The sequence below is a fragment of the Actinomadura sp. SCN-SB genome (assembly GCF_043906805.1).
Classification (GTDB): domain Bacteria; phylum Actinomycetota; class Actinomycetes; order Streptosporangiales; family Streptosporangiaceae; genus Spirillospora.
This window is the reverse complement of the sequence record NZ_JBIMPP010000005.1, coordinates 113,569-137,155: the sequence shown is the minus strand read 5'-3', so window position 1 is coordinate 137,155 and position 23,587 is coordinate 113,569. Positions and strand designations below refer to the sequence as shown.

Below are 23,587 nucleotides of genomic sequence, written 5' to 3'. Positions count from 1 at the left end.
ACAGGGGGCTATGAGCAGGGGAACCGATCACGTGAGAGCTGGACTGCTTGCGCGCCGCGCCGCATCGCGGAGCCGCCTTCCCGTCGCGGTAGCGTCCATCGTGCTTCTCGGCGCCGGACTGGTGCCCGCGGGGACGGCCGCGGCCGACACCGCGCCCGCCCAGGGGACCCCGCCGACGGTGAGCGCCGACGCCTTGCCGACCGTGCAGGTCAACGGCGTCGTGTGGAGCATGACCACGGTCGGCAACACGGTGTACGCGACGGGCAGGTTCACCAAGGCCCGTCCCGCCGGAGCGGCGCCGGGAAGCGCGCAGGAGGTGACCCGCAACAACATCCTGGCCTTCGACATCAGGACCGGGAAGCTCATCACCTCCTTCAACCACTCGCTGAACGGCCAGGGACTGCGCATCACCCGCTCGCCCGACGGCAAACGCGTGTACGTCGGCGGCGAGTTCACCACCGTGGACGGGCAGGCGCGCAGCCGCCTCGCCGCGTTCGACACCGCCACCGGCAAGCTGGTCGCCGGGTTCAAGCCCAAGGTCTCCAACGTCGTGCGCGCCATCGCCGCGACCAACAAGTGGGTGTTCTTCGGCGGCAACTTCTTCAACGTCAACGGCAGCTCGCGGACCCGGCTGGCCGCGGTGCGGGCCGCGGACGGCTCGCTCGGCTCCTGGAAGCCCTCCGCCGACGACAACGAGGTCTACGCGATCGCGATCCACGGCAACCGGGTGATCGTCGGCGGCCGGTTCCAGAAGCTGAACGGCACGGCCAAGGTCGGCATCGGCGCGTTCAACGGCTCCACCGGCGCGCTGGAGCCCTGGAGCAGCCGCCCGATCCCGACCAGGAAGGGCAGCAACTACTCGTACGTGACCGACCTGTTCGTGATGGGCGACACCGTGTACGGGTCGGCCAACGGTGAGGGCGGTCACTGGTTCGACGGGCGGTTCGCGGCCAAGGCGGCGACGGGCGACCTGGTGTGGCTCGACAACTGCTACGGCGCGAGCTACGGCGTGTTCGCCACGGGCCAGTCGCTCTACAGCGTCTCGCACGCGCACGACTGCTCCTCGCTCGGCGCGTTCCCCGAGACAAAGCCGATGACCTGGCACCGCGCGCTGGCCGAGACCACCTACGCCACCGGCAAGGACAAGGCTCCTCCCGGGACCAACAGCAACTACAGCAAGCAGCCCGTCCCGAGCCTGCTGCACTGGTACCCGACTCTGACGGCGGGCACGTTCACCGGGCAGAGCCAGGCGGCCTGGGCCGTCACCGGCAACGCGAGCTACATCGCGATGGGCGGCGAGTTCCCCCGGGTCAACGGCGTCAACCAGCAGGGGCTCGTGCGGTTCGCGGTCAAGTCGATCGCGCCGAACAAGCAGGGCCCGATCGCGTCGGCCCTCGGCACGCCCCGCGCGGTCAAGAGACTGAACGGCATCACGGTCTCCTGGAAGACCACGTGGGACATGGACAACAAGAACCTGACCTACGAGATCCTCCGGGACAACGGCACCACCCCGATCGGCACCGTGAAGCGCGACTCGACCTTCTGGTCCATGCCGACGCTGTCGTTCACCGACAAGTCGGCGCCCGCCGGGTCGCACACCTACCGGATCCGCGTGAAGGACCCGCTCGGCGTGACGATCACCAGCGCGCGGTCCAACGCGGTCGGCTGAACGGGACGACGGACGAACGGACGAAGACGCGCCCCCGGGTGACCGGCCACCCGGGGGCGCGTTCACGTGCGCACCGGCTTCGTCTACCGCCGTGCCCTGACGGTCTTGCGGGTCAACCTGCGGGCCACCAGGTCCTCGCAGAGCCGTTCGTAGGCGGCGGCCACGTCGTCCCACACATAGCGTTCCGCGGCCCGCTTGCGCGCCGCGGCGCCCCGTTCCGCCGCGGCCTGCGGATCCGCCTCGGCGGCCTCGATCAGGTGCGCCAGCGACACGGCGTCGTCGAAGAAGCGGCCCGCCTCCTCGCCGAGCACCTCGCGGTTGAAGTTCACGTCATAGGCCACCACGGACGCCCCGGCGCCCATCGCCCGCAGCAGCGACGGGTTGGTGCCGCCGACCGAATGCCCGTGGACGTAGGTCAGCGCCCCCGCGTACAAGGCGTCCAACAGGTCCTGGTCCCAGACGCCGCCGAGGAACCGGATCCGCGGGTCGTCGCCCGCCAGCTCACGCACCCTCTCGGTGTAGGCGTCGGAGTACGGCGCCGAGCCGACGACCACCAGAGGCTTGACGGCACCGCTGCGCCGGTAGCCCTCGACCGCCAGGTGGACATGGTTCTCCGGCTCGAACCTGGCCACCACCAGGTGGTAGCCGCCCGGCTGGTAGCCGGCCTCGGTCAGCTTGGTCACGTCGGTGCCGGCCAGGATCGGCGCGCCGTAGGCGATGAACACCGAGGACGCCCCGAACCGCTCGGTGTAGTAGTCCTGGATGCCGCGGGCGTCGGCGATCAGGGCGTCCGACCAGCGCACGGCCAGGCTCTCGGCGTTGCGGTAGTAGCGGCGGCCCGCCCCGCTCCACTTGGTGCGCTTCCACTCCAGGCCGTCCACGTGCGTGGCCACCGGGATCCGCATCATCCGCAGCACCGGCAGCAGCGGCGCGTTGGCGGCGTTGAAGACGAGCGCGACGTCCGGGCCCTTGCGGGCGACGCGGCGCGCCGCGGTGTGCGTCACGGAGAACGCCGTGTGGCTGAGCGTCTCGGCCACCTTCTTCTTGACGGCGGGCAGATGAACCAGCCGCATCCCGAGGTACTCGCCTCCGGGATGGCGCTCTCCCCGGCAGTAGACGGTCACCTCGTGCCCCGCCTTCACCAGCCGCCGGCCGATCTCCTCGACCGCCGTCTCGAAGCCGCCGTAGCGCGCCGGCACTCCGCGGGTCCCAACCATGGCGATGCGCAACGTGACCTTCCGCCTCCTCTTCGCGACATTTCCGCCCAGGACTCGGCATTTTGCGCCGAGGCTGCTAACCGCTGCGGTCTTCAGACGTCTAGACCGTAAAGGAGAGTTAATCTGAGCGTGGCGCGAAAGCGGTAGTCAGGTTGTCAGGGATTGCAGAGGGAGGCACGTTGGCCGAACGTGACGCAGGTCCCGTGGTGGTGCTCGCGCACCCCTCGCCCGACCTGTACGGCTCCGACCGCATGCTGGTCGAGTCGGTGCGGGCGCTGGCGCCCACCCGCCAAGTGGTGGTGACACTACCGGCCGAGGGTCCGCTTTCGCAGGTGCTCAGGGACGCCGGGGCGCGGATCGAAATCCTTCCCATCCCGGTGCTCCGCAAGGCGTACATGTCCCCGATGGGCCTGCTGCGGCTGGCCTTCGCCAACCTGCGCGCGCTCCCGAAGGCGCGGCGGCTGCTGCGGCGCACCGGGGCCGAGGCGCTGTATGTGAACACCATCACCATCCCGATCTGGCTGGCCGCCGCCAAGCTCGCCCGAGTCCCCGCGCTGTGCCACGTCCACGAGGCGGAGGAGGGTCTGCCTCGCCCCGTGCGCGCCGCGCTGTCGGCCCCGCTGCGGCTGGCCCGCACGGTCGTCGTCAACGGCCGGGCCAGCGCCGCCGTCCTCGGCTCGGCCGGGCGGCGCGCCCAGATCATCCACAACGGCGTGGAGGAGCCCCCCAGCGTCACCGAGCCGCGGGCCACGCTGACCGGCCCGGTGCGGATCACGCTGGTCGGCCGGCTGACGCCGCGCAAGGGGTCCGACATCGCGATCCGCGCGGCCGGACTGCTGCGGGAGCGCGGGTACGATGTCATCTTGACCTTGGTCGGCAGCGTCTTCCCTGGCTACGAGTGGGTCGAAGAGGAACTGCGGGAACTGGCCGGCGACGCCTTGGAGGACGGGCGCGTGGTGCTGGCCGGGTTCCGCCCCCAGGTCTGGGACTCGCTGGCCGAGACGGACGTGGCGATCGTGCCCTCCAAGGTCGAATCGTTCGGTAACGCCGCGGTGGAGGCGATGCTGGCCGGCCGCCCGGTGGTGGCGTCTGACCTGCAGGGCCTCGCCGAGATCGTGACCGATGGCGAGAACGGTGTGCTGGTCCCGCCCGGCGACCCGGTCGCTCTGGCGGACGGGGTGGCCCGCCTGCTGGACGATTGGGACGGGGCACTGGCCATGGCCAAACGCGCACGCGCGGACGCCGCCCGGCGGTTCGGCAAGGATCGGTACCACCGGGAGATGCGGGAGGCGGTCCGTGCCCTCACCGATCCCGGTGCCCCTATGAGGACTTCGAGCATCCGATGACAGCACAGACCCCCGCCACACCAGAGATCGGCCTGGTGGAGGCCGTCTGGCGCTTCAGGCTGATGTCGTTCCTCATCATCCTGGCCAGCGTGCTGGCCGCCGCGGCGGCGACGCAGCTGGTGTTCAGCGACGTCAAGGCCACCGCGAGGTTCGCGGTGACCGACCCCACCAACACCAACAACGTGCTGCGGCAGGGCGTGATGTCCGGGCAGGGCTACGCCGCCTACACCGCGCAGCGGGCCGCGTTCGCCGGCTCCACCGCGGTGATGAGCCGCGCCGCCGAGATCCTCAAGGAGGAGAGCGGCGGGCCCGTCCTGACCGGCGGGGCGCTGCGGGCCCGCGTGCAGACCTCCAGCAAGCCCGACGGCGGCGTGGTCATCGTGACCGCGACCGCGTCCACCATGCGCGAGGCCGCCATGCAGGCCAACGCGGTGGTGAAGGCGTACCAGGAGGTCACGGTCAGGACCAACCAGCAGCAGCTGGACAAGCAGCTGGCGACCCTCCAGGCCACGAAGCAGAAGCTCACGAACCGGCTGCAGCTGGCCACCCCGGGGACCCGCGAGTACCGGGTGCTGACCGCGGACCTGCTCAAGCTTCAGGAACGCGAGTCCGGCGTGATGTCGGCGCGTTCCAACACCAACGACGGCGTGCAGTTCGTCGACACCGCCGACCCGTCCGCCGCCGCGCCGAGCAAGCTCCCGCGCAACGCGGCGATCGGCCTGGCGATCGGGACGATCCTGGCCTGCGTGGTGTCGTTCCTGCGGGCCGCGGGCCTGGCCCGGCGCGAGGCCCTCGCCATGGCCCAGGGCCCCGCGTCCCCCGGTCCCGGCCTGGCGCCGCGCGGCTACGAGCTTCCGCCCGGGTACGGCGAACCGCAGACCGGCTACGGCGATCTGCCGCCGGGCGGCGGCTACGGCCGGCTGCCGCGCGGCTCCTACGCCGAGAACGAGGTCCGCGGCGAGCTGGAGGCACCGGCCGCCCGCGCCGAGATCCCCCGCCCGGCGGCACCGCCGCGCCGCGCCGGGGGCGGCGAGCGGTCCAGGGGCGGGCGCCGCCGCGGCGCGCGTGACAGGGTGTCCGAGCCGCCGGCCGACCGGCCGGGACGCCGCCGGTCCGACGAGGTCAACGGCGCCGCGCCGGCGCCCTCGCCCTCGTCCTCGTCCTCGTCCTCGTCCGTGCCGTCCTCACCTAAGCCCCCGCCCCCCTCCACCGAGGCGCTGCTCGACCGCGCCGAGGCGCTGCTCGACCGGCAGGAGCCCGGCGCCGCCACGCCCGGCCCGCCTCCACCGCCTTCCTCGCCGCCCCCTTCGTCCAGCGGCGGCCCGCTCGGCCGTTCCGGCTCGGGGAGCGGCGCGTCGTCGCGCGCCAAGAAGCCCGCGGCTCCCAAGCCGCCGGCCTCGGCGTCCGCGGACGCCAAGGTCGCCGGCGGTCCCAAGAGGTCACGTTCCAAGGGCGGCGCGCACGCCGCCGACGCGCCCGCCGACGATCCGGCGAAGAGGGATATCTCGGCAGAACTGTGGGCGGAAGGCATCGATCTGAGCGGGGACCCGAACCAAACGATGAAGGACAACCCGATCATCTCCGACACGGACGCGGCCGCCATGGACGCGGCCGCCATCCTCAGGGAACTGAGCGAAGAGGCGGAGAAGGGCAAGGGCGGCGGCTCGTCGTCCCTGATGCGCTACAACGACAAGTGAGCCCGCGCCGTCCCGGAGGGGCCGGGCGGGGACTGGGCCGGGCGGGACGGCTGCTGTCGTCCGCGGGCGGCGCGGTGACGGTCCAGTTCGTCACCGCCGGCGGCAGCCTGGTCGTGCAGGCGCTGGCCGCCCGCAACCTGGGCGCCGACGGGTTCGGCGCGTACGCGCTGCTGCTGTCCGTGCTGGTGATGATCACGGCCCTGCAGACGTCCTTCGTGGGCGACACGCTCACCGTCTTCGACCGGTTCGAGCCGCGGATCCGCGGGGCGCTGCTGCTCTCGGTGGCCGGCACGGTCGCCGCGGGCACGCTGGCGGGCGCGGCGGTGGCGGTGGGCCTGGGCGTCGCGGTGCCCGTCGGCGCCGCGCTGTTCGCGCTCTGGCTGCTGAACGAGACCGGACGGCGGATCTTCACCGCGCGGGGGGAGTTCTGGCGGCTGGCCGCCAACGACTGATGCTACGTCGTGGTCACGCTGGGCACGCTCGCCGGTGCGCTGGCGCTGGACGTGCCGGCTTCGGTGGATCTGCTGCTGGGCGCCATGAGCGTGGGCTGCGCCGTCTCGATCGCGCTGGCCGTGCTGCGGCTGCCCAAGCGGGAGCTCGCGCCCGCCCCGCTGCGCGGCAGCGCGCTGAGGGAGGTCCTGGGGTTCGCCTGGTGGCGTTCGGTCCAGGCGGCGATCCGGCCGAGCGCGCTGCTGGCGGCGCGCTTCCTGATCGTCGCGTTCTCCTCTACCGCCGTGCTGGCCGGGATCGAGGCCGCGCGGCTGCTGCTGGCCCCGGCGCTGACCCTGATCAACGGGGCGGGCGGGTTCCTGCTGAGCCACTTCGCCAGGGCCGAGCGCGAGGGACGTCCCGTGGCCACGCGGCGGGCGTTGCGGGCCAGCGCGGTGCTGGGCGCCGTGGCCCTGGCGGTGAGCGCGGCGGGCGTCCTGCTGGCCGGTCCCCTCGGGCCGGTGGTGACCGGCGGCTCCTTCGAGGTGGACGGCACGGCGCTGATCGGCTGGGGCGTCTACGCGGTCTGCGTCGCCTGCACGCTTCCGCTGGCGATGCTGGCGACCGTCCGCAAGCAGTCCCGCACCGTGTTCCTGATCCGGGCGACGGAGGCGCTCACCGGACTGGCGGCACTGGCGGCGCTCCTGGTCGCCGGGGAGGGCAACGCCGTGTACGCGCCGTACTGCCTGGGGATCGGCGGGCTGGTGTCGTCCGCCCTGCTGTGGCGGATGCTCCGCCGGGGCGACCCCGATCAGCGTCCGCGGCGCAGGGACGCGGACGCCGCGGCGTCCTCCGGCCCGGCGGACGCCTTGGCCGCGAGCACGGGCACCGCCGGAAGGCCGTGACGGCGGCGCAGAAGCATCCACGCGACGCCCGCGGCCGCCGCCAGCCCCAGCAGTGTCCAGGCGAGCACGGTGTTGCTCAGGCCGAACATCTTCAGGGCCGAGGCGACCAGCACGAAGGCCAGGGCCCGCCGGATCAGGCCGCCGGGGGCCCTGGAGGAGATGCGCGAGCCGAGGTACACGCCGGGGATGGACCCGGCCAGCAGCGCGGCCGTGACCTCCATCTGGAAATCGCCGAACAGCAGATGCCCTAGGGCGGCGGCGAGGACCAGGGGCACGGCCTGGAGCAGGTCCGTGCCGACCAGGTGGTTGCTCTTGAGCGCCGGGTAGAGCGCCAGCAGCCCCACGATGATCAGCGAGCCGGAGCCCACCGAGGTCATCCCGACCACCAGCCCGCCGGCCGCCCCCACCAGCGCGGTCGGGAGGGGACGCACGGAGATCCCGGGGGCCTCCGCCGCCGACGGCTCGTCGGGCGCCACCGTGCGCCGCTCCGCCCCGGTACGGCCCGCCGCGCGGTCCTTCAGCGCCAGGTAGCCGCGGACCACCAGCCCGGCGGCGGCGATCAGCAGCGCCACCCCCATCGCCTTCTGGATCACGTCCTGGACGTTCTCGCCGTCGCCCAGCGCCCGCGCCACCAGCACTCCGCAGAACGCGGCGGGCACCGACCCGGCGCACAGCCAGCCGACCAGGCGCATGTCGATCGTGCCCCGCCGGTAGTGCACCGCGCTGCCGACGGGCTTCATCACGGCGGCGGCGGCCAGGTCGCTGGACACCGCGGCCAGCGGGCTGACCCCGAAGAAGGTCACCAGCATGGGCGTCATCAGCGCGCCGCCGCCCATGCCGGTCAGCCCGACGACGATGGCGACCAGGAAGGAGCCCAGCGCCATCGTCCAGTCGAAGCCGGCCAGCCATTCGAAGTCCATCGCTATGACCTACCGAGTAACAAGGGAATAAAGTCCGCCACAGCGTACGAGGCCCCCACAAAGGGGATGTAAGTGAGGGGTACCCCTTTCAGGAGCAACGCAGAGTGAATCCGGTCACGCGGGACGTACCCAGCCGCCGCTCTCCAGCAGCCCGAGCACCCGCGCGACCGCCTCGTCCGGCGTCATCCGCGAGGTGTCCAGCACCAGATCGGCGTCGTCCGGCTCCTCGTACGGGTCGGAGATCCCGGTGAACTCGGGGATGAGCCCCGCCCTGGCCTTGGCGTACAGGCCCTTGCTGTCGCGCCGTTCGCACTCCTCCAGCGGCGTGGCCACGTGGACCAGCACGAAGTCGCCCGCCGCGGACACCATCCGGCGCACCTCGGCGCGGGTCGCGGCGTACGGGGCGATCGGCGCGCAGATCGCCACCCCGCCGTGCCGGGTGATCTCGGTGGCCACGAAGCCGATCCGGCGGATGTTGAGGTCGCGGTCGGCGCGGGAGAAGGTCAGCCCGGCCGACAGCAGCCTGCGGACCACGTCCCCGTCCAGCAGCGAGACGGTGCGGCCGCCGCGCTCGATCAGCGCGTCCGACAGGCCCCTGGCCACGGTGGACTTGCCCGAGCCGGACAGGCCGGTGAAGAACACCGTGAGGCCGCGCTCGTGCTTGGGCGGGCGCGCCACGGCCAGCTCGGCCGCCACCGCGGGCGGGGTGAACCAGTCGGGGATCGGCTCGCCGCGGTCGAGCAGCTCGCCGAGCCGCTCGGGGGTCAGCTCGGCCTGGACGTGGTCGGGCTCGATCCTGGCGACCGGGCGCCACACCTCCACGTCGGCGTCGTACGCCCACGGCTCGGGCACCGCCACGGGGATCGCCGTGCCCTCGACGTCCTCCTCGGCCAGCAGGTGCGTGGCGCCGTAGGCGGCGGCGACGTGCGAGCGCAGGCGCAGGTCGCGCTCCGCCGCGCCCTCACCGCCCCGCAGCGGCAGCGGTACGGGGATGACCTGCGTGCCCTCGGGCAGCTCCTTGCGCACCGCCAGCAACGCCCGTACCAGGGCCTCGTCATGGCCGCCGCCCAGAAGCGGCAGCACCAGCACCCGCGCGTCCAGCCGCTCGGCGAGCTGCCGTAGCTGCCCAAGCTGCTTGCGGTGCAGTGGCTCGCGGGTCGCGACGGCGAGCACGTTGCCCTCGTACGGTTCGATCTCGTCGGGACGGCGGCGCAGCCTGTGGAACGGGCCGTGCGCCGGGGCGCGCAGCGGCTCCAGCGTCCCCGCGAGCCGCCAGCCCTGGGAGGTCGGGTCCTGCCAGACCTCGGCGACGTCCAGCACGGCCAGCGGCAGGCCCTCCGGGTCCTGGAGGACGACCCGCTCGTGCGCGGTCAGCTCCTTGGGGACGGCGAGCGTGACGGGGACCGGCCAGGGCGTCCCGTCGGCCAGCCGTCCGCCCGCGATCACCATGGCCGTGTCGAAGGACCCGAGGAACCCGGCCAGCGGCCGGTACACGCCCGCCAGCAGCAGCTCCAGGTCCGCGAGCTCGATCGCGTCCGGGGTCCACGCGGGCAGTTCGCGCAAAGTGTCGGGAAGGCCGGCGTCGGCGGTCACCACGGCTCCGATCCTGCCCGGCTCCCCGCCGGGCTGATCCAGGTCATCAGGGGTTTCCGCAGAAAAATACCGAGCCCTGGAAGGTGCGCGCACCACGGCCCGCCGCGATCGCGCCGCCCGGGTGCCGCGCCCATGCCGCGCCCATGCCGTGTCATGCCGCTCCGTGGCGGGCGCCGGCCCGTTAGAGGACCCTGGCGAACCGGCTCTCCGGCTTGCGGATCACCAGGGTCACCTCGCTGTGGTCGGCGCTCAGCCGGCCCCGGCTGAGCGCCGCCACCACCCGGCACAGGCCCGTCAGCAGCCGCGTTCCGGCCCCGAACGCCTCGATGCCGGCCCGCGAGGTGTACTCCTCGGCGATCACCAGCCCGCGCATCACGCAGTACCAGCGCATGCCCTGGCGGGACGCGACCGGGTCGTACAGCGCGGGCGGCGGCGGGCCGGTGGGCCGCCATCCGTCCGGATCCGGCCGCCGTGGCGCCGTGCGCGCCAGGCCGCGCCACATCCGCTCGCGCAGGCGGCGCGGGAGCAGGCGGTCGAGGAACCCGAAGGCGGTGTCGCGGTCGCGCAGCCGCACCAGCAGCAGCCCCCCGGGGCGCAGCGAGGCCACGAACCGGTCGAGGACCAGCTCGGCGTGCGGTACCCGCTCGATCAGGAACGGCGCGTGCACGATGTCGTAGGCGCGCGGCGGCATCGGCACCGTGCGCAGGTCGCCCAGATGCCACGCGTCCAGGTCGGCGCGCCTGCGGGTGTTGGCGCGCAGCGCCGGCGTGTCGAGGTCGACTCCGGTGGAGCGGTGCTCCCGCGTGCCCAGGTCGAGCCCCCGTCCCCAGCCGCAGCCCGCCTCCAGCACATGGACGTCGTGCAGCGGGCGGTCGTGGGCGTACTGGCGGGCGCGGGCGGAGAACAGATCGCCTGCCTCCGCCGGCGGCGGCCGCAGATCGGTGGCCTGCTCCTCCGCCGCACGGCGGGGGATTCCCCTGGTCGAGCTGGTCATCTGACCCGCTCCTTTCCGGGTGGTCGCTCGAGGCTTCGACGGTGCGACACTGCTCGGTCCGGCCGGCGGAACCGGCCGGATGATCGTTTCCCGGGGGGTGGGCGCCGTGCCGTGGCCCGGATCCGGGCCCGGAAGTCGTGGCGCCTTAACTCCGCAGGGTAATCTGCCGACCGCGGACTGTCCGCCATTTGTCCATTCCCGGCCGGGGTCGTGTCGCCCGGCCATCCGGAGGCGGGCGTGATGCGTCGAGAGGTACATCGGAGGAATTCTGAGCTGCTACCGTACGCCTGATTCCGGATATATCCGGCCTCGGGTTTATCAGGGCTCGGCCTGGTTCAGGGGGATGAATGCACAGCGTGGTCGGGTACGCGCCCGCCGTCTTCGACCTGTTCCACGTCGGGCACCTCGACCTGCTGCGCCGCGCGGAGGCCGGATGCGACCGGCTGGTCGCGGGCGTGTACACCGACGAGCTGGCCGAGTCCCTGCTGGGGTACCGGCCCGTGGTCCCGCTGATCGAGCGCATGGAGATCGTCGGTGATGTCCGGCACGTGGCCGAGGTGGTCGTGGTCTCCGAACCCGGTCTGCGCGACGCGTGGGAGTCGATCGGCTTCGGGCGGGTGTTCACCGGCTGCCCCGACGGGGTCGCGGCCGAGGCCGCCGAGCGCGAGCTGGCCGGGACGGGCGCGCGCGTGGTCGCCTTCGAGGGTCTGGCCGAGACCGGCAGCGCCATCCTCCGCAACGCCCTGGCGGGCGAGAGGGCCCAGGACAGGAGGACGTCGGTAGCGTGACCGCCCCATCCGGAACCGGAACCGCCTCGGCCCCTCATCCCCAGGGCCACAGGCCGCCTCAGGGCTTCGGAGAGGCCCTGGCCCGGCTCGCCTCCGTCCAGAAGAGCAACAAGGGCGCGCCCGCGTACTCGCGCTTCGTCAACCGCAAGCTCGGCAGGGTCCTGGCGGCCCTCTCCTACGTGGCCGGCCTGACCCCGAACCAGGTCACCGCGATCAGCGCGACGTTCACCTTCACCGGCATCGCCCTGATCGCGCTCGTGGACCCCGCGCCCTGGCTGGGCGCCGCGGTCTGCCTGGCGCTGGTGATCGGTTACGCCTTCGACGCCGCCGACGGGCAGCTCGCCCGGCTGCGCGGCGGCGGCTCGCGGTCCGGCGAGTACCTGGACCACATGGTCGACAGCGCCAAGATCTCCTCCCTGCACCTGGCCGTGCTGGTCTCCTGGTACCGCTTCGGCGATCTCGACGGCGCCGCCCCGCTGCTGATCCCGCTCGGCTTCACGGTGGTCGCCGCGGTGATGTTCTTCGGGATGATCCTCAAGGACCTGCTGGCCCGCGCGCACCGCGCCGCGACCGGGGCGCCGCCGCCCGCGCCCGCCCCGGCGTCCACGCTGCGCTCCCTGCTGGTGATCCCCACCGACTACGGGATGCTGTGCGTGGCGTTCCTGCTGATCGGGTTCCCCTCGGTGTTCGTGCCGCTGTACGGGCTGTTCTTCGCGGGCAACCTGCTGTTCCTGCCGGCCGCGTCGGTGAAGTGGTTCCGCGAGGTCGGCTCCCTGGACGCCGCATGAGCGGCGGCCCCATGGGCGGCGGCGCCGAGAGCGCGGGCGCGGGGCGCGGGATCATCGGGTACGTGCCGGGCGCCTTCGACATGTTCCACATCGGGCACCTCAACATCCTGCGCCGCGCCCGCCTGGAGTGCGACCACCTGATCGCCGGGGTGGTGACCGACGAGGTGCTGGAGAGGGTCAAGGGGCGGCCCCCGATCGTCCCGCTGGCCGAGCGGCTGGCGATCGTCGGCGGCATGGCCTGCGTGGACGAGGTCGTGACCGACGTGTCCAGCGACAAGGTCGTCATGTGGGAGCGGCTGCGCTTCGACGTGCTGTTCAAGGGCGACGACTGGAAGGGCACCGAGAAGGGCGACCGGCTGGAGGCCGACCTCGGGGCGCGCGGGGTGCGGGTCGTCTACTTCCCCTACACGGTGCACACCTCCAGCACCGCCCTGCGCCGGTTGATCACCGAAGCCTGACCTCGTTGCGGAATGTGGCGGGGCCGCGCCGCGTTGCAGCCCGTGGCGCGTAGTCTGGTGCCGGTACCGGGGTCCACTGGGGATCACCGGGGCTTCGGGCTGCCTCGCGGCCGGGCGGGTGGCCTGCCCGGCGGGGAGAAGTAACGGGCGATGACGCTTTCCACGATTGTTGACCTTGCATGTTCCGGTCCCGAGCTGAGGGGCGCGCTGACCTCCGCGCGCGTCGATCATGATCTTGTGGGGCCGCCGTCGCTGTGGCCGGTCGTCGGCGCGGCGCTGAGCCGTGCCCTGCGCGAGCGGGACGGCGCGGGCGTGGTGCTGGCGGTCACCGCCACCTGGCGCGAGGCCGAGGAGCTGACCGGCGCGCTGACCAGCCTGATCGGCGATGACCGGGTGGCGCACTTCCCGGCCTGGGAGACGCTGCCGCACGAGCGGCTGTCGCCGCGGGCCGACACCGTCGGGCAGCGCCTGGCGGTGCTGCGGCGGCTCGTCCACCCGGAGGCCGCCGCGTCCGAGAGCCCTGATCAGCACGGTGATGAGCACGGGAGGGGCAAGTCGGGACGGCTGGACGTCGTGGTCACCCCGATCCGCGCCGTGCTCCAGCCGATCGTGCCGGGCCTGGCCGACCTGGAGCCGGTGCGGCTGCGCGTCGGGGACGAGGCCGACCTCGAAGACGTCGTGCGCCGCCTGGTGGACGCCGGCTACAGCCGTGTGGACCTGGTCGAGAAGCGCGGCGAGATCGCGGTGCGCGGCGGGATCCTGGACGTCTTCCCGCCCACCGAGGAGCACCCGCTGCGGGTGGAGTTCTGGGGCGACACGGTCGAGGAGATCCGCTCCTTCAAGGCCGCCGACCAGCGCTCCCTGGACAACGCGCCGAACGGCCTGTGGGCGCCGCCGTGCCGCGAGCTGCCGCTGACCCCGGAGGTCCGGGAGCGGGCGCGGCGGCTGGCCGCCGAGCACCCGTCGCTGGAGGAGATCCTGACCCGGATCGCCGACGGCGAGATCGTCGAGGGCATGGAGGCGTTCTCGCCCGTCCTCGCGGGCGACATGGAGCTGCTCACCGACCTGCTCCCCAAGGGGTCGGCGCTGCTGGTGTGCGAGCCGGAGCGCATCCGCACCCGCTCGGCCGAGCTGGTCCGCACCAGCCAGGAGTTCCTTGAGGCGAGCTGGGTGAACGCCGCCGCGGGCGGGGAGGCGCCGATCGACCTGGGCGCCGCCGCGTTCCGTTCGCTGGACGAGATCAGGGCGCACAGCGCCGAGCTGGGCCTGCCCCGCTGGACGATCAGCGCGCTCAACCCCGGAGGTGTCACCCCCCTGGATGGCACAGAAGGGGCTCTCGACCTGGGCGCGCAGGCGGCCGAGGCGTACCGGGGCGACACCGCGCGGGTCATGGGCGACCTGAAGCGGTGGATCGACGGCGGCTGGCGGGTCGTGCTGGTCACGCCCGGCCACGGCCCCGCCGAACGGCTCGTCCAGATGGTGGGCGAGGAGGGCCTGGGCGCCGTCCTCACCGACCTGGCCGAGCCGCCGCGTCCCGCGCTGGTGAACGTCACCACCGGCCTGCTGGAGCACGGGTTCACCTGGGAGAGCGTCAAGCTCGCCGTGCTCACCGAGTCCGACCTGTCGGGGCAGAGGTCGTCCACCAAGGACATGCGGAAGATGCCCTCGCGGCGGCGTGGCGGTATCGACCCCTTGCAGCTCAGCCCCGGCGACTACGTGGTGCACGAGCAGCACGGCGTCGGACGGTACGTGGAGATGGTGAGCCGCACCGTCCAGGGCGCCACGCGCGAGTACCTGATCCTGGAGTACGCCAAGGGCGACCGGCTGTTCGTCCCGACCGACCAGCTCGACGAGCTGACCCGGTACGTGGGCGGCGAGGCGCCGAGCGTGCACCGGCTGGGCGGCGCCGACTGGCAGAAGGCCAAGTCGCGTGCGCGCAAGGCGGTCCGGCAGATCGCCGGGGAGCTGATCCGGCTCTACTCGGCGCGCATGGCCAGCCCCGGGCACGCGTTCGCGCCGGACACGCCGTGGCAGCGGGAGCTGGAGGACGCCTTCCCGTACGTGGAGACGCCGGACCAGCTCGCCGCCATCGACGAGGTCAAGGCCGACATGGAGAAGCCCGTCCCGATGGACCGGCTGATCTGCGGCGACGTGGGCTACGGCAAGACCGAGATCGCCGTGCGCGCCGCGTTCAAGGCGGTGCAGGACGGGCGGCAGGTCGCGGTGCTGGTCCCGACGACGCTGCTGGTGCAGCAGCACCTGTCCACCTTCTCCGAGCGGTTCGGCCCCTTCCCGGTCGTGGTCAAGGCGATCTCGCGGTTCCAGACCGACAAGGAGGTCGAGGAGACGCTGCGCGGCCTGTCCGAGGGCACCGTGGACGTGGTGGTGGGCACGCACCGGCTGCTGTCGGCGAGGACCCGGTTCAGGAACCTCGGCCTGGTGATCATCGACGAGGAGCAGCGGTTCGGCGTCGAGCACAAGGAGGAGCTGAAGCGGCTGCGCACGCAGGTGGACGTGCTGGCGATGTCGGCCACCCCGATCCCGCGGACGCTGGAGATGGGGCTGACCGGCATCCGGGAGATGTCCACCATCCTCACCCCGCCGGAGGAGCGGCACCCGATCCTCACCTTCGTCGGCCCGTACGAGGAGAAGCAGATCGCCGCGGCCATCCGCCGCGAGCTGCTGCGCGAGGGCCAGGTGTTCTTCGTGCACAACCGGGTGCGGTCCATCAACAAGGTCGCGGCGAACCTGGCGCGGCTCGTCCCGGAGGCCCGCATCGCGATCGCGCACGGGCAGATGAACGAGCACGAGCTCGAACGCGTCATGGTCGACTACTGGGAGCGCAACTACGACGTCCTGGTGGCGACGACCATCGTCGAGTCGGGCCTGGACGTGCCCAACGCCAACACGCTGATCGTCGACCGGGCCGACCTGTACGGGCTGTCGCAGCTGCACCAGCTTCGCGGCCGGGTCGGACGTGGACGCGAGCGCGCCTACGCCTACTTCCTGTACCAGCCGGAGGCGCCGCTGACCGAGACCGCGCACGAGCGGCTGTCCACCCTCGCCCAGCACACCGAGATGGGCGCGGGCATGTACGTGGCCATGAAGGACCTGGAGATCCGCGGCGCCGGGAACATCCTGGGCGCCGAGCAGTCCGGGCATGTCGCGGGCGTCGGCTTCGACCTGTACGTCCGGATGGTCGGTGAGGCGGTGCGCGAGCTGAAGGAGGGCGGCGGCGTGGAGGAGGCGCCCGAGACCAGGGTCGAGCTTCCCGTGGACGCGCACCTGCCGCACGAGTACGTCCCGGGCGAGCGGCTGCGCCTCGACGCGTACCGCAGGATCGCCGCGATCACCTCGGAGGAGGAGATCGCCCAGGTGCACGACGAGCTGAAGGACCGGTTCGGGCCGCCGCCCGTCCCGGTGCTGAACCTGCTGGAGGTCGCGCGGTTCCGTACGCGCGCCCGCAAGGCGGGGCTCACCGAGATCACCGTGCAGGGCAACTTCGTCAAGTTCTCGCCGGTGGACCTGCCGGACTCCCGCCAGGTGCGGCTGCAGCGGCTCTACCCGAAGAGCGTGCTCAAGCAGAATGTCGGGACACTCCTGGTCCCGATGCCCAAGACGGCGCCGCTCGGCGGGCGCCCGCTGCGCGACACCGAACTGCTCCGCTGGGCGACGGACCTGGTGGACGCGTTGTTCCTGGAGCCCGCGCGGCCGTAGTCTGGCGACCTCCACAAAGATCGGAAGCGACGAGGTGGGCTCCGTGCCGGGTAGAACGATCAAGATGCTGGCCGTCGCCGTGCCGGCGGCCGTGGCGCTGGCGGGCTGCGGCGGCGGGCCGGTCAGGACCGGCTCGGCCGCCATCGTCGGCGACCACCGCATCACGATCTCCACGCTCGGCCAGGCGGTGGAGGACTGGGAGCGCGAGTTCCGCGCCGACCCCAGGGCGAACCAGTTGCGCTCGATGAACCCTCCGCCCGCCGATACGGACGTCCAGAACGCCCTGTTCGGGCTGGTGCAGATCCGGCTGACCGATGAGGCGGCGCGGCGCGCCGGGCTGCGGGTGAGCGACGGCCAGGTCGACATGGCTCTCAACAGCCTCAACAGAGATCCGCGCAGGGGCCCCGCCTCCTCGTTCGCCCGCGCCCGGGGGCTGCCCGCCCGGTATGCCCGCGACCTGGCCCGCCAAGCGGTCATCGTGGGCGAGGTCCTCCGCAGGAACGGCGACGACGGGACCGGTTTCCGCACCCTGGTCAGCCAGACCGCCCAGAGCCTCGGCGTGAGGATCAACCCTCGTTACGGCACCTTCGATCCCGACCGCCTGGTCTTCGGCCCGGTCCGCACCACCCTCTCCAGTCCCGGATCGGGTGTCGGCTGATCCATGAGCGCCGAGTCGAGGCCCGCCACCGGGCTGGTCATGCTCGCCACCACGCATCGGGTGGCGCCTGGGTTGCTGTCCTGGCGTGCGTGGGAGGCGCTGCGGTCGGCCGACCGGGTCCTGGCCGGGTCCGGCGAGCATCCGCTGCTGCCGTACGCGCGAGACGCCGGTGTCGCGGTCGAGGTGACCGGGCCGGACGCCCGGCGGCTGGTCGAGGCGGCGCGAGGCGGGCGGGTCGTGTGGCTGGCCGCGCCCGACGGGGACGAGCCGCTGATGCGCGCGATCGGTGAGCTCGTGGTCGCCGACCCGCTCGACGTCGAGGTGCTGCACGGCTCCTACGACCTGCCCGGCGCCCGGGTGCTCGACCTGGTGTCGGTGATGGACAGGCTGCGCCGCGAGTGCCCCTGGGACGCCAAGCAGACCCACGCCACGCTCGTCCGGTACCTGATCGAGGAGGCGTACGAGGTCGCCGAGACCATCGAGGAGGGCGACTACGGCGCGCTGCGCGAGGAACTGGGCGACGTGCTGATGCAGGTGGCGTTCCACTCCGTGGTGGCGTCCGAGCGCACGGACGAGACGGCGTTCACCATCGACGACGTCGCCGCCGGGATCGTCGACAAGCTGGTGCGGCGGCACCCGCACGTGTTCGCGGACGTGACCGTCTCCGGCGCGGACGAGGTCAACGCCAACTGGGAGGCCATCAAGGAGGCCGAGCGGGTGGCCAAGAGCGGCGAGGACGCGTCCGCGCTGGACGGCGTCCCCCTCGGGCAGCCCGCGCTGTCGCTCGCCGCGCAGCTCCAGCGCCGCGCGGCCCGCGCCGGTGCCCCCGACGAGCTGCGGCCGAGCGGCGACGGCCTCGCCGAACGGCTGTTCGCCCTGGTCGCCGAGGCGCAGGACGCGGGTCTCGACCCCGAGGCGGAATTGCGGGCGATCTCCAGGGTATTCCGCGACCGTGTCCGGAGCTGGGAGCGGGAACGCCGGTAGAGCCAAGGCCGCCTGGAAGATCGCGCAGGCGGCCTTACTGGGCCTGGTCGGCAGGGTCGGGCACGTCTACGCTGAGCGCGTGCTGGCCAAGTCGCGGGACGAGCGAGCCACCGAACGGGGCATCTGGCGCGCGGAGAAGAGCACTCGCCCCACCGGCGCGGAGCGGGCCAAAGCGATCCGCGGGCTGGGCGGGCTCGGCGTCCTCGCCGGGGTCCTGGTCGCGCTGATCGTGCTGCCCACCGCCTGCATGACCGGTGTCGGCGCGCGTGACGCGGCCCACTGGTTCCAGAGCGAGCCGGACGACCTGGACACCTCGGGCGTGCCGCAGCGGTCCCGGATCCTGGCCGCCGACGGCAAGGTCATCGCCACGTTCTTCTACGAGAACCGGGTGAACGTGCGGCTCGACCAGGTCGCCCCGATCGCCCGCAAAGCCGTCCTGGCCATCGAGGACGCGCGGTTCTACGAGCACGGCGCGCTGGACTCGCAGGGCACGCTGCGCGCCCTGGCCAGCAACCTCGGCTCCGGCGAGGTCACCCAGGGCGGCTCGGGCATCACCCAGCAGTACGTGAAGAACCTGCTGCTCACCCAAGCCCGCTCGGAGGAGGAGCAGCGCCGGGCCAGGGAGGTCACGGCCGCGCGCAAGCTGCGCGAGCTGCGGTACGCGGTCGCGGTGGAACGGCGGTTCTCCAAGGACGAGATCCTGACCCGGTACCTGAACATCGCCTACTTCGGCGGCGGCGCGTACGGGATCGAGGCGGCGTCCCGGCACTTCTTCTCCAAGCCCGCGTCCAGGCTCACGCTGCCCGAGGCCGCCCTGCTGGCCGGGGTGATCCGCTACCCGTACGCCTACGACCCGGTGCGCAGGCCCGGCGCGGCCAGGGATCGCCGCGACGTCGTGATCGACCGGATGCTGGAGCTGGGCTGGATCGGGAAGCGGGAGGCGGCGGCCGCGAAGGCGCGCCCGCTGAAGCTGCGCGTCCACAAGACCCCCAACGGCTGCGTGACCAGCTCCGCGCCGTTCTTCTGCGACTACGTCCAGCGGGAGATCCTCACCAACCCGGTGTTCGGCGCCACCGCCGAGGAGCGCGAGAAGCTGCTCAAACGGGGCGGCCTCACCATCCGCACCACCCTCGACCGGCAGACGCAGCGGGCCGCGCAGCGCGCCGTCGACCGGCACGTCCCGCCGAAGAACTCGGCGCGCAAGGCGGCGGCGGAGGCGCTCGTCGAGCCCGGCACCGGCGAGATCAAGGGCATGGTGGTGGACCGCGACCTCGGGCCCGACTCCGAGCGCGGCAAGACCTGGATCAACTTCGCCGCCGACGCCAGCCACGGCTCCAGCATCGGCATGCAGGCCGGGTCCACGTTCAAGGCGTTCACCCTCGCCGCCGCGCTGGAGGAGGGCATGCCGTTCGGGACGCGCCTCATGGCGCCGCGCACCTTCATCCCGAGGGGCTTCAAGGACTGCGAGGGCCGCCCGGTGTCCAGCAACGAGCCGCTGCGCAACTCCGCCGACGGCGAGGGCGGCAAGCAGTTCAGCCTGGTCACGGGAACGCACCACTCGGTCAACACGTTCTTCCTCGCCCTGGAGCGCGAGGTCGGCCTGTGCGACACGGTCGAGATGGCCGAGAAGCTGGGGCTGAGGCAGGCCAGCGGGAAGCCCTTACAACAGCTCCCGTCGTTCACGCTCGGGTTCAACGAGGTGTCGCCGCTGCGGATGGCCGCCGCGTACGCGGCGTTCGGCGCCCGCGGCAAGTACTGCGAGCCGATCGCCATCAAATGGATCACCGACTCCTCGGGCCGGCGGCTCAACGTCCCCGGCCGCAAGTGCAAGCAGGTGATGGACAAGGGCGTCGCGGACGCGGTCAACCACGTGCTGCGCGGCGTCCTCACCAAGGGGACGGCGCGCGGGATGGGCATCGGCCGTCCCGCGGCCGGCAAGACCGGCACGGTCGACAACTACTCGGCCGCCTGGTTCGCCGGGTACACGCCCGAACTGGCCGCGGCCGTCTGGGTCGGCGACCCGCGCGGCGGCTACCGGTACCCGATGACCAGCCTGTGCATGGACGGCCGCTGCTACGGCGCGGTGTTCGGCGCCACCATCCCCGCCCCGATCTGGCGGGACAGCATGATCGGCGCGCTGCGGGGACGGGACGCCTCGTCGTTCCGGCCGCCGCCCTCCCGCTTCTTCAGCCGCGGTTCCGGCGAGGAGCGGGGCAGGCTGCCCGACGTCCGCGGGCTGTCGATCGGCGACGCCCTCGACAGGCTGCGGTCCGCCGGCTTCCAGGCGCGGGTCGGCGGGGGCGTCCCGTCCGACGAGTACCCGGCGGGGACGGTCGCGGAGATGTCGCCCGGCCCCGGCGCCGCCGACCCGGGCGTGATCGTCACGGTGCGTCCCAGCACCGGTGGCGGCGCGGACGTCGAGGACGACGAGCCGCCTTCGGACCCCGCTCCGCCCCGGCCGCCGATCACCATCCCACCGTTCCCGGGGCCGAGCCCGCAGGAGTGATACCCGCCTCCCGTACCGCACGTTGTGTGACCTGGCCGGGGGCGGGGTAGGTGGGGCGATACCGGCCCGCCGTATGGGCCGGCCAGGGGGAATCGGGAGTCGGGGAACGTCATGAGAGCCATCGCCATCTCCGAGCTGGGGGCCGCCCCGGTCCCCATGCGCCTGCCCGTGATGGAACCGGGGCCGGGCGAGGCGCTGGTCCGGCTGTTCGCGGCCGGGCTGAACCCGGCGGACTGGAAGATCGCCGACGGGATGCTCAAGGACTCGGTGCCCTACTCCTTCCCGCTGATCCTGGGCCTGGACGGGGCGGGCGTGGTGGACGCCACCGGCCCCGGAGCCCGGTTCCCGGTCGGGGAGCAGGTCTTCGGCCGGTTCTTCGGGGTGCCGCGCGGCCAGGGCACCTACGCCGAGTACACGATCGCGAGCGCGGACGACGCCGTGGTGCCGATGCCCGAGGGCATGCTCTACACCGAGGCCGCCGCGCTGCCCACCGCGGGCATGACCGCCCTGACCGCCGTCGAGGAGGCGGGGATCGAGAAGGGGAGCGACGCGAAGGTGCTGGTCGTCGGCGCCACCGGCGGCGTGGGCCAGCCCACCGTACGGCTGGCCGCGTCCCGCGGCGCCGACGTGCTGGCCACCGCGCGTCCCGACGCGGCCGGGCGGATGCGCGAGCTGGGCGCCGCCGACGTCGTCGACTACGGCGAGGGCGAGCTGGTGGAGCTCGTCCGCGCCGCGCGCCCGGACGGCCTCGACGCGATCATCGACCTGGTCAGCGACCGCGGGGAGGTGGAGCGGCTGGCCGGGCTGCTGCGCCCCGGCGGCGTGTACGTCAGCACCGTGTGGGCGGTGAACCCCGACTCCCTGGACGCCCAGAACGTGCGCGGCGTCAACCTCGACTACACGCCCACGCCCGAGCTGCTGGAACACGTCGTGGCCCTGGTCGCCGACGGGGCCATGGAGATCACGATCGAGGCGGAGGTCTCCCTGGAGGAGGCGCCCGCCGCGATCGCCCGCAGCCGGAGCGGCGGCGCCCGCGGCAAGACCGTCATCCGACCCTGACCGCACCGCCCGGCCGTCCCGCCGTCCGGGCGGGCGGACTGAACGGGCGCCCAGCGGGCATGGAGGAGCCCGTGAGGCCCGACGGCCACGGAAGGGGGACGAGCCCATGGCTGAGGACACCCGGCGCGCCCGGATCCGCGACATCGAGGAGACGCTCTCGGTCCTGCGCGGCGAGCTCGGCGAGCGCAGCGACGATCCCCGGGACTTCGGCGACTCCGCCCAGGACCTGGAGGCCAGGGAGGAGCACGAGACCCAGATCCGGGCCCTGGAGGACGAGCGCCGCCTGCTGCTGGAGCAACTGGGCGAGGGCTGACCGAGCGTCGCCGGCACCGTCCTCGCGCTCAGTCCTGTGCGCCCTCCTCGGGAGGCAGCGCCGGCAGCCGGAGGACGAACCGGGCGCCGGAACGCCCGTCGAGGCGGCCGGTCAGGACCAGCGAGCCGCCGTACGCGGTCGCGATGTCCCGTGCGATCGCCAGGCCGAGCCCGGTCCCTCCGGCGTCCCGGTGCCGGGCGTCGGAGAGCCGGGTGAACCGTTCGAAGACCCGCTCGCGGTCCTCGGGCGGAACGCCGGGCCCGTCGTCGAGGACCTCGATCACCGCCGTCCGCGTGCCGTCGTCCGCGGTCTCGGACCGTACGATCACCGTGACGGTGCTCGCGGCGTGCCGGTCGGCGTTGTCCAGCAGGTTGGTCAGCAGCCGGTCCAGCTCCGACCGCCCGCCGAGCACCCTCACCGGCTCGCCGTTCTCCACCGAGAACCGGGCGCGCCGCGGCCTCGCCAGCACGCACCGGTCGGCCAGCTCCTGGAGTTCGATGGGCTCCTTGGTGATGTGCTTGCCGGACTCCAGCCGGGCGATGGACAGCAGGTCGTCCAGGACGGTCTCCAGCCGTTCGGTGTTGTCCTGGAGCGTGCTCAGCGTCTCTCGCGAGCGCTCGTCGTCCACGTCCGAGAGCGCCAGCTCCAGCTCCATCCGCAGCCCGGTCAGGGGGCTGCGCAACTCGTGCGAGACGTCGGAGACGAAGCCGCGGAGCCGGGCCACCGCGCCCTCCAACCGGTCCAGGGTGGCGTTCACCGATACGGCCAGCCGGGCGATCTCGTCCTCGCGGGGCGGCACCGACACCCGGCGTTGCAGGTCGGTGGCGGTGATCTCGTCCAGCTCCGCCGTGATCTCCTCCACCGGGCGCAGCGCGCGGCCGGCGGCGATCCAGGTCGCGTAGCCGGTCAGGGATACGCCCAGCGGGACCGTCAGCGCCATGAGCACCGCCTCGGGGACGTTCGGCACCAGTCCGGGCTCGGGCGCCAGGGCGTAGACGAACCATGTTCGCGATCCCAGGTGGACCCGGAAGGAATTGATCAGGAAGCATGGGCCGCCCGGGGCCCGGACGTGGCAGCTGCGGCCTTCGGTACGGGTCCTGTCGGGCGGAGGCACCGTGAAGCCGACCGGCGGGTAGCCGGCCATGGACACGCTCGCCGACACGATGTTCCCTCGGCTGTCGACCACCTGGATCAGATCGTCCCTGAGCAGCCAGCGGTTGAGCCGGTTGGCCGCGAGGAGACGGGCCGCGGTCTCTCCGAGCTCGTTGAGCTCGTCCCTGACCTCGGCGATGGCGTCGCGGCGTTGCAGCGCCTGCAACGCGATGTAGCCCCCGCCGAAGACCACGGTGGCGGCGAGGACCGCCAGAGCGGTGACGCGCGTGCGGAGAGTGGGGGTGAGCAGGCGCCCCTCATGCCTTGGCGGCGTGCCCCCCGCGGGTCGATCGCGTCCCTCCACCGCACAGGAGTTCCCTGGCGGTGGTAATGGCGAGCGCCTTTCTCGGCCAACGATGCGTTCGCCCGCCCGGCACGAGGGCCGGGCGGGCGA

Annotated in this window: 19 protein-coding genes; 14 read left to right on the top strand and 5 right to left on the bottom strand. The window is 72.9% G+C overall.

Annotated elements, in window-relative coordinates:
- The first annotated feature begins 31 nt into the window (after positions 1-31).
- Entirely contained in the window at positions 32-1,669 is a 1,638-nt protein-coding gene (locus ACGWYJ_RS05165) for a hypothetical protein (protein ID WP_395104404.1), read from the top strand.
- An 83-nt stretch (positions 1,670-1,752) separates the two neighbouring features.
- Here the strand turns inward: ACGWYJ_RS05165 and ACGWYJ_RS05160 are convergent, their stop codons facing one another.
- A complete protein-coding gene (locus ACGWYJ_RS05160; RefSeq protein WP_395104403.1) occupies positions 1,753-2,886 on the bottom strand; it encodes a DUF1972 domain-containing protein in 1,134 nt (377 codons plus the stop codon).
- Positions 2,887-3,065: 179 nt separating this feature from the next.
- Between ACGWYJ_RS05160 and ACGWYJ_RS05155 the strand changes: the two genes are divergently transcribed.
- From ACGWYJ_RS05155 to ACGWYJ_RS05140, 4 genes are read left to right on the top strand one after another with little or no spacing between them, the layout of a single operon-like run.
- Positions 3,066-4,232, top strand: a complete 1,167-nt coding sequence (locus tag ACGWYJ_RS05155; RefSeq protein WP_395104402.1) for a glycosyltransferase family 4 protein — start codon at positions 3,066-3,068, stop codon at positions 4,230-4,232.
- A complete protein-coding gene (locus tag ACGWYJ_RS05150; protein ID WP_395104401.1) occupies positions 4,229-5,929 on the top strand; it encodes a hypothetical protein in 1,701 nt (566 codons plus the stop codon). Before ACGWYJ_RS05155 ends, ACGWYJ_RS05150 begins: the two co-directional genes overlap by 4 nt.
- A complete protein-coding gene (locus tag ACGWYJ_RS05145; protein WP_395104400.1) occupies positions 5,926-6,381 on the top strand; it encodes a hypothetical protein in 456 nt (151 codons plus the stop codon). The genes ACGWYJ_RS05150 and ACGWYJ_RS05145 overlap by 4 nt, the downstream gene beginning before the upstream one ends.
- A gap of 9 nt (positions 6,382-6,390) precedes the next feature.
- Complete coding sequence (locus ACGWYJ_RS05140) at positions 6,391-7,263, top strand: hypothetical protein (RefSeq protein WP_395104399.1); 873 nt, start codon at positions 6,391-6,393, stop codon at positions 7,261-7,263.
- Here ACGWYJ_RS05140 and ACGWYJ_RS05135 read toward each other — a convergent pair.
- The 3 genes from ACGWYJ_RS05135 to ACGWYJ_RS05125 all read right to left on the bottom strand — a co-directional run bounded on the left by ACGWYJ_RS05135 (position 7,170) and on the right by ACGWYJ_RS05125 (position 10,770).
- Complete coding sequence (locus ACGWYJ_RS05135) at positions 7,170-8,183, bottom strand: sulfite exporter TauE/SafE family protein (protein WP_395104398.1); 1,014 nt, start codon at positions 8,181-8,183, stop codon at positions 7,170-7,172. The two genes, ACGWYJ_RS05140 and ACGWYJ_RS05135, sit on opposite strands and share 94 nt — an antisense overlap.
- Positions 8,184-8,297: 114 nt before the next feature.
- Positions 8,298-9,776 carry an adenylyl-sulfate kinase gene (gene cysC / locus ACGWYJ_RS05130; protein WP_395104464.1) on the bottom strand — a complete coding sequence of 493 codons (1,479 nt, stop codon included), beginning with the start codon at positions 9,774-9,776 and terminating at the stop codon, positions 8,298-8,300.
- 181 nt (positions 9,777-9,957) lie between these two features.
- Entirely contained in the window at positions 9,958-10,770 is an 813-nt protein-coding gene (locus tag ACGWYJ_RS05125; protein WP_395104397.1) for a class I SAM-dependent methyltransferase, read from the bottom strand.
- A gap of 347 nt (positions 10,771-11,117) precedes the next feature.
- Here ACGWYJ_RS05125 and ACGWYJ_RS05120 point away from each other — a divergent pair, with 347 nt between their 5' ends.
- From ACGWYJ_RS05120 to ACGWYJ_RS05080, 9 genes are all read left to right on the top strand, one after another.
- On the top strand, positions 11,118-11,558 hold the full coding sequence (locus tag ACGWYJ_RS05120; RefSeq protein WP_395104396.1) for an adenylyltransferase/cytidyltransferase family protein: 441 nt from the start codon (positions 11,118-11,120) through the stop codon (positions 11,556-11,558).
- Positions 11,555-12,346: a CDP-alcohol phosphatidyltransferase family protein gene (locus ACGWYJ_RS05115; RefSeq protein WP_395104395.1), complete on the top strand. Its 792-nt coding sequence runs from the start codon at positions 11,555-11,557 to the stop codon at positions 12,344-12,346. Before ACGWYJ_RS05120 ends, ACGWYJ_RS05115 begins: the two co-directional genes overlap by 4 nt.
- Complete coding sequence (locus ACGWYJ_RS05110) at positions 12,343-12,804, top strand: adenylyltransferase/cytidyltransferase family protein (protein ID WP_395104394.1); 462 nt, start codon at positions 12,343-12,345, stop codon at positions 12,802-12,804. The genes ACGWYJ_RS05115 and ACGWYJ_RS05110 overlap by 4 nt, the downstream gene beginning before the upstream one ends.
- Before the next feature lie 150 nt (positions 12,805-12,954).
- Entirely contained in the window at positions 12,955-16,521 is a 3,567-nt protein-coding gene (gene mfd / locus ACGWYJ_RS05105) for a transcription-repair coupling factor (RefSeq protein ID WP_395104393.1), read from the top strand.
- Between the two features lie 43 nt (positions 16,522-16,564).
- Positions 16,565-17,179, top strand: coding sequence for a SurA N-terminal domain-containing protein (locus ACGWYJ_RS05100; protein WP_395104392.1), 615 nt, complete (start codon positions 16,565-16,567; stop codon positions 17,177-17,179).
- A gap of 3 nt (positions 17,180-17,182) precedes the next feature.
- Positions 17,183-18,163: a MazG family protein gene (locus ACGWYJ_RS05095; RefSeq protein WP_395104391.1), complete on the top strand. Its 981-nt coding sequence runs from the start codon at positions 17,183-17,185 to the stop codon at positions 18,161-18,163.
- Positions 18,132-20,669, top strand: coding sequence for a penicillin-binding protein (locus tag ACGWYJ_RS05090; protein WP_395104390.1), 2,538 nt, complete (start codon positions 18,132-18,134; stop codon positions 20,667-20,669). Before ACGWYJ_RS05095 ends, ACGWYJ_RS05090 begins: the two co-directional genes overlap by 32 nt.
- A gap of 111 nt (positions 20,670-20,780) precedes the next feature.
- Entirely contained in the window at positions 20,781-21,728 is a 948-nt protein-coding gene (locus tag ACGWYJ_RS05085; RefSeq protein WP_395104389.1) for an NADP-dependent oxidoreductase, read from the top strand.
- Between the two features lie 106 nt (positions 21,729-21,834).
- Positions 21,835-22,041 carry a hypothetical protein gene (locus ACGWYJ_RS05080; protein ID WP_395104388.1) on the top strand — a complete coding sequence of 69 codons (207 nt, stop codon included), beginning with the start codon at positions 21,835-21,837 and terminating at the stop codon, positions 22,039-22,041.
- 28 nt (positions 22,042-22,069) lie between these two features.
- Here the strand turns inward: ACGWYJ_RS05080 and ACGWYJ_RS05075 are convergent, their stop codons facing one another.
- Positions 22,070-23,497, bottom strand: coding sequence for a sensor histidine kinase (locus tag ACGWYJ_RS05075; protein WP_395104387.1), 1,428 nt, complete (start codon positions 23,495-23,497; stop codon positions 22,070-22,072).
- Between the last annotated feature and the right edge of the window lie 90 nt (positions 23,498-23,587).

What these genes read in the sequence shown, in the direction of transcription:
- ACGWYJ_RS05160 (WP_395104403.1), bottom strand. Translation starts at nt 2,886, where the DNA reads ATGGTTGGGACCCGCGGAGTGCCGGCGCGCTACGGCGGCTTCGAGACG.
- ACGWYJ_RS05150 (WP_395104401.1), top strand. Translation starts at nt 4,229, where the DNA reads ATGACAGCACAGACCCCCGCCACACCAGAGATCGGCCTGGTGGAGGCC.
- ACGWYJ_RS05135 (WP_395104398.1), bottom strand. Translation starts at nt 8,183, where the DNA reads ATGGACTTCGAATGGCTGGCCGGCTTCGACTGGACGATGGCGCTGGGC.
- ACGWYJ_RS05125 (WP_395104397.1), bottom strand. Translation starts at nt 10,770, where the DNA reads ATGACCAGCTCGACCAGGGGAATCCCCCGCCGTGCGGCGGAGGAGCAG.
- ACGWYJ_RS05120 (WP_395104396.1), top strand. Translation starts at nt 11,118, where the DNA reads ATGCACAGCGTGGTCGGGTACGCGCCCGCCGTCTTCGACCTGTTCCAC.
- ACGWYJ_RS05110 (WP_395104394.1), top strand. Translation starts at nt 12,343, where the DNA reads ATGAGCGGCGGCCCCATGGGCGGCGGCGCCGAGAGCGCGGGCGCGGGG.
- mfd (WP_395104393.1), top strand. Translation starts at nt 12,955, where the DNA reads ATGACGCTTTCCACGATTGTTGACCTTGCATGTTCCGGTCCCGAGCTG.
- ACGWYJ_RS05095 (WP_395104391.1), top strand. Translation starts at nt 17,183, where the DNA reads ATGAGCGCCGAGTCGAGGCCCGCCACCGGGCTGGTCATGCTCGCCACC.
- ACGWYJ_RS05085 (WP_395104389.1), top strand. Translation starts at nt 20,781, where the DNA reads ATGAGAGCCATCGCCATCTCCGAGCTGGGGGCCGCCCCGGTCCCCATG.
- ACGWYJ_RS05080 (WP_395104388.1), top strand. Translation starts at nt 21,835, where the DNA reads ATGGCTGAGGACACCCGGCGCGCCCGGATCCGCGACATCGAGGAGACG.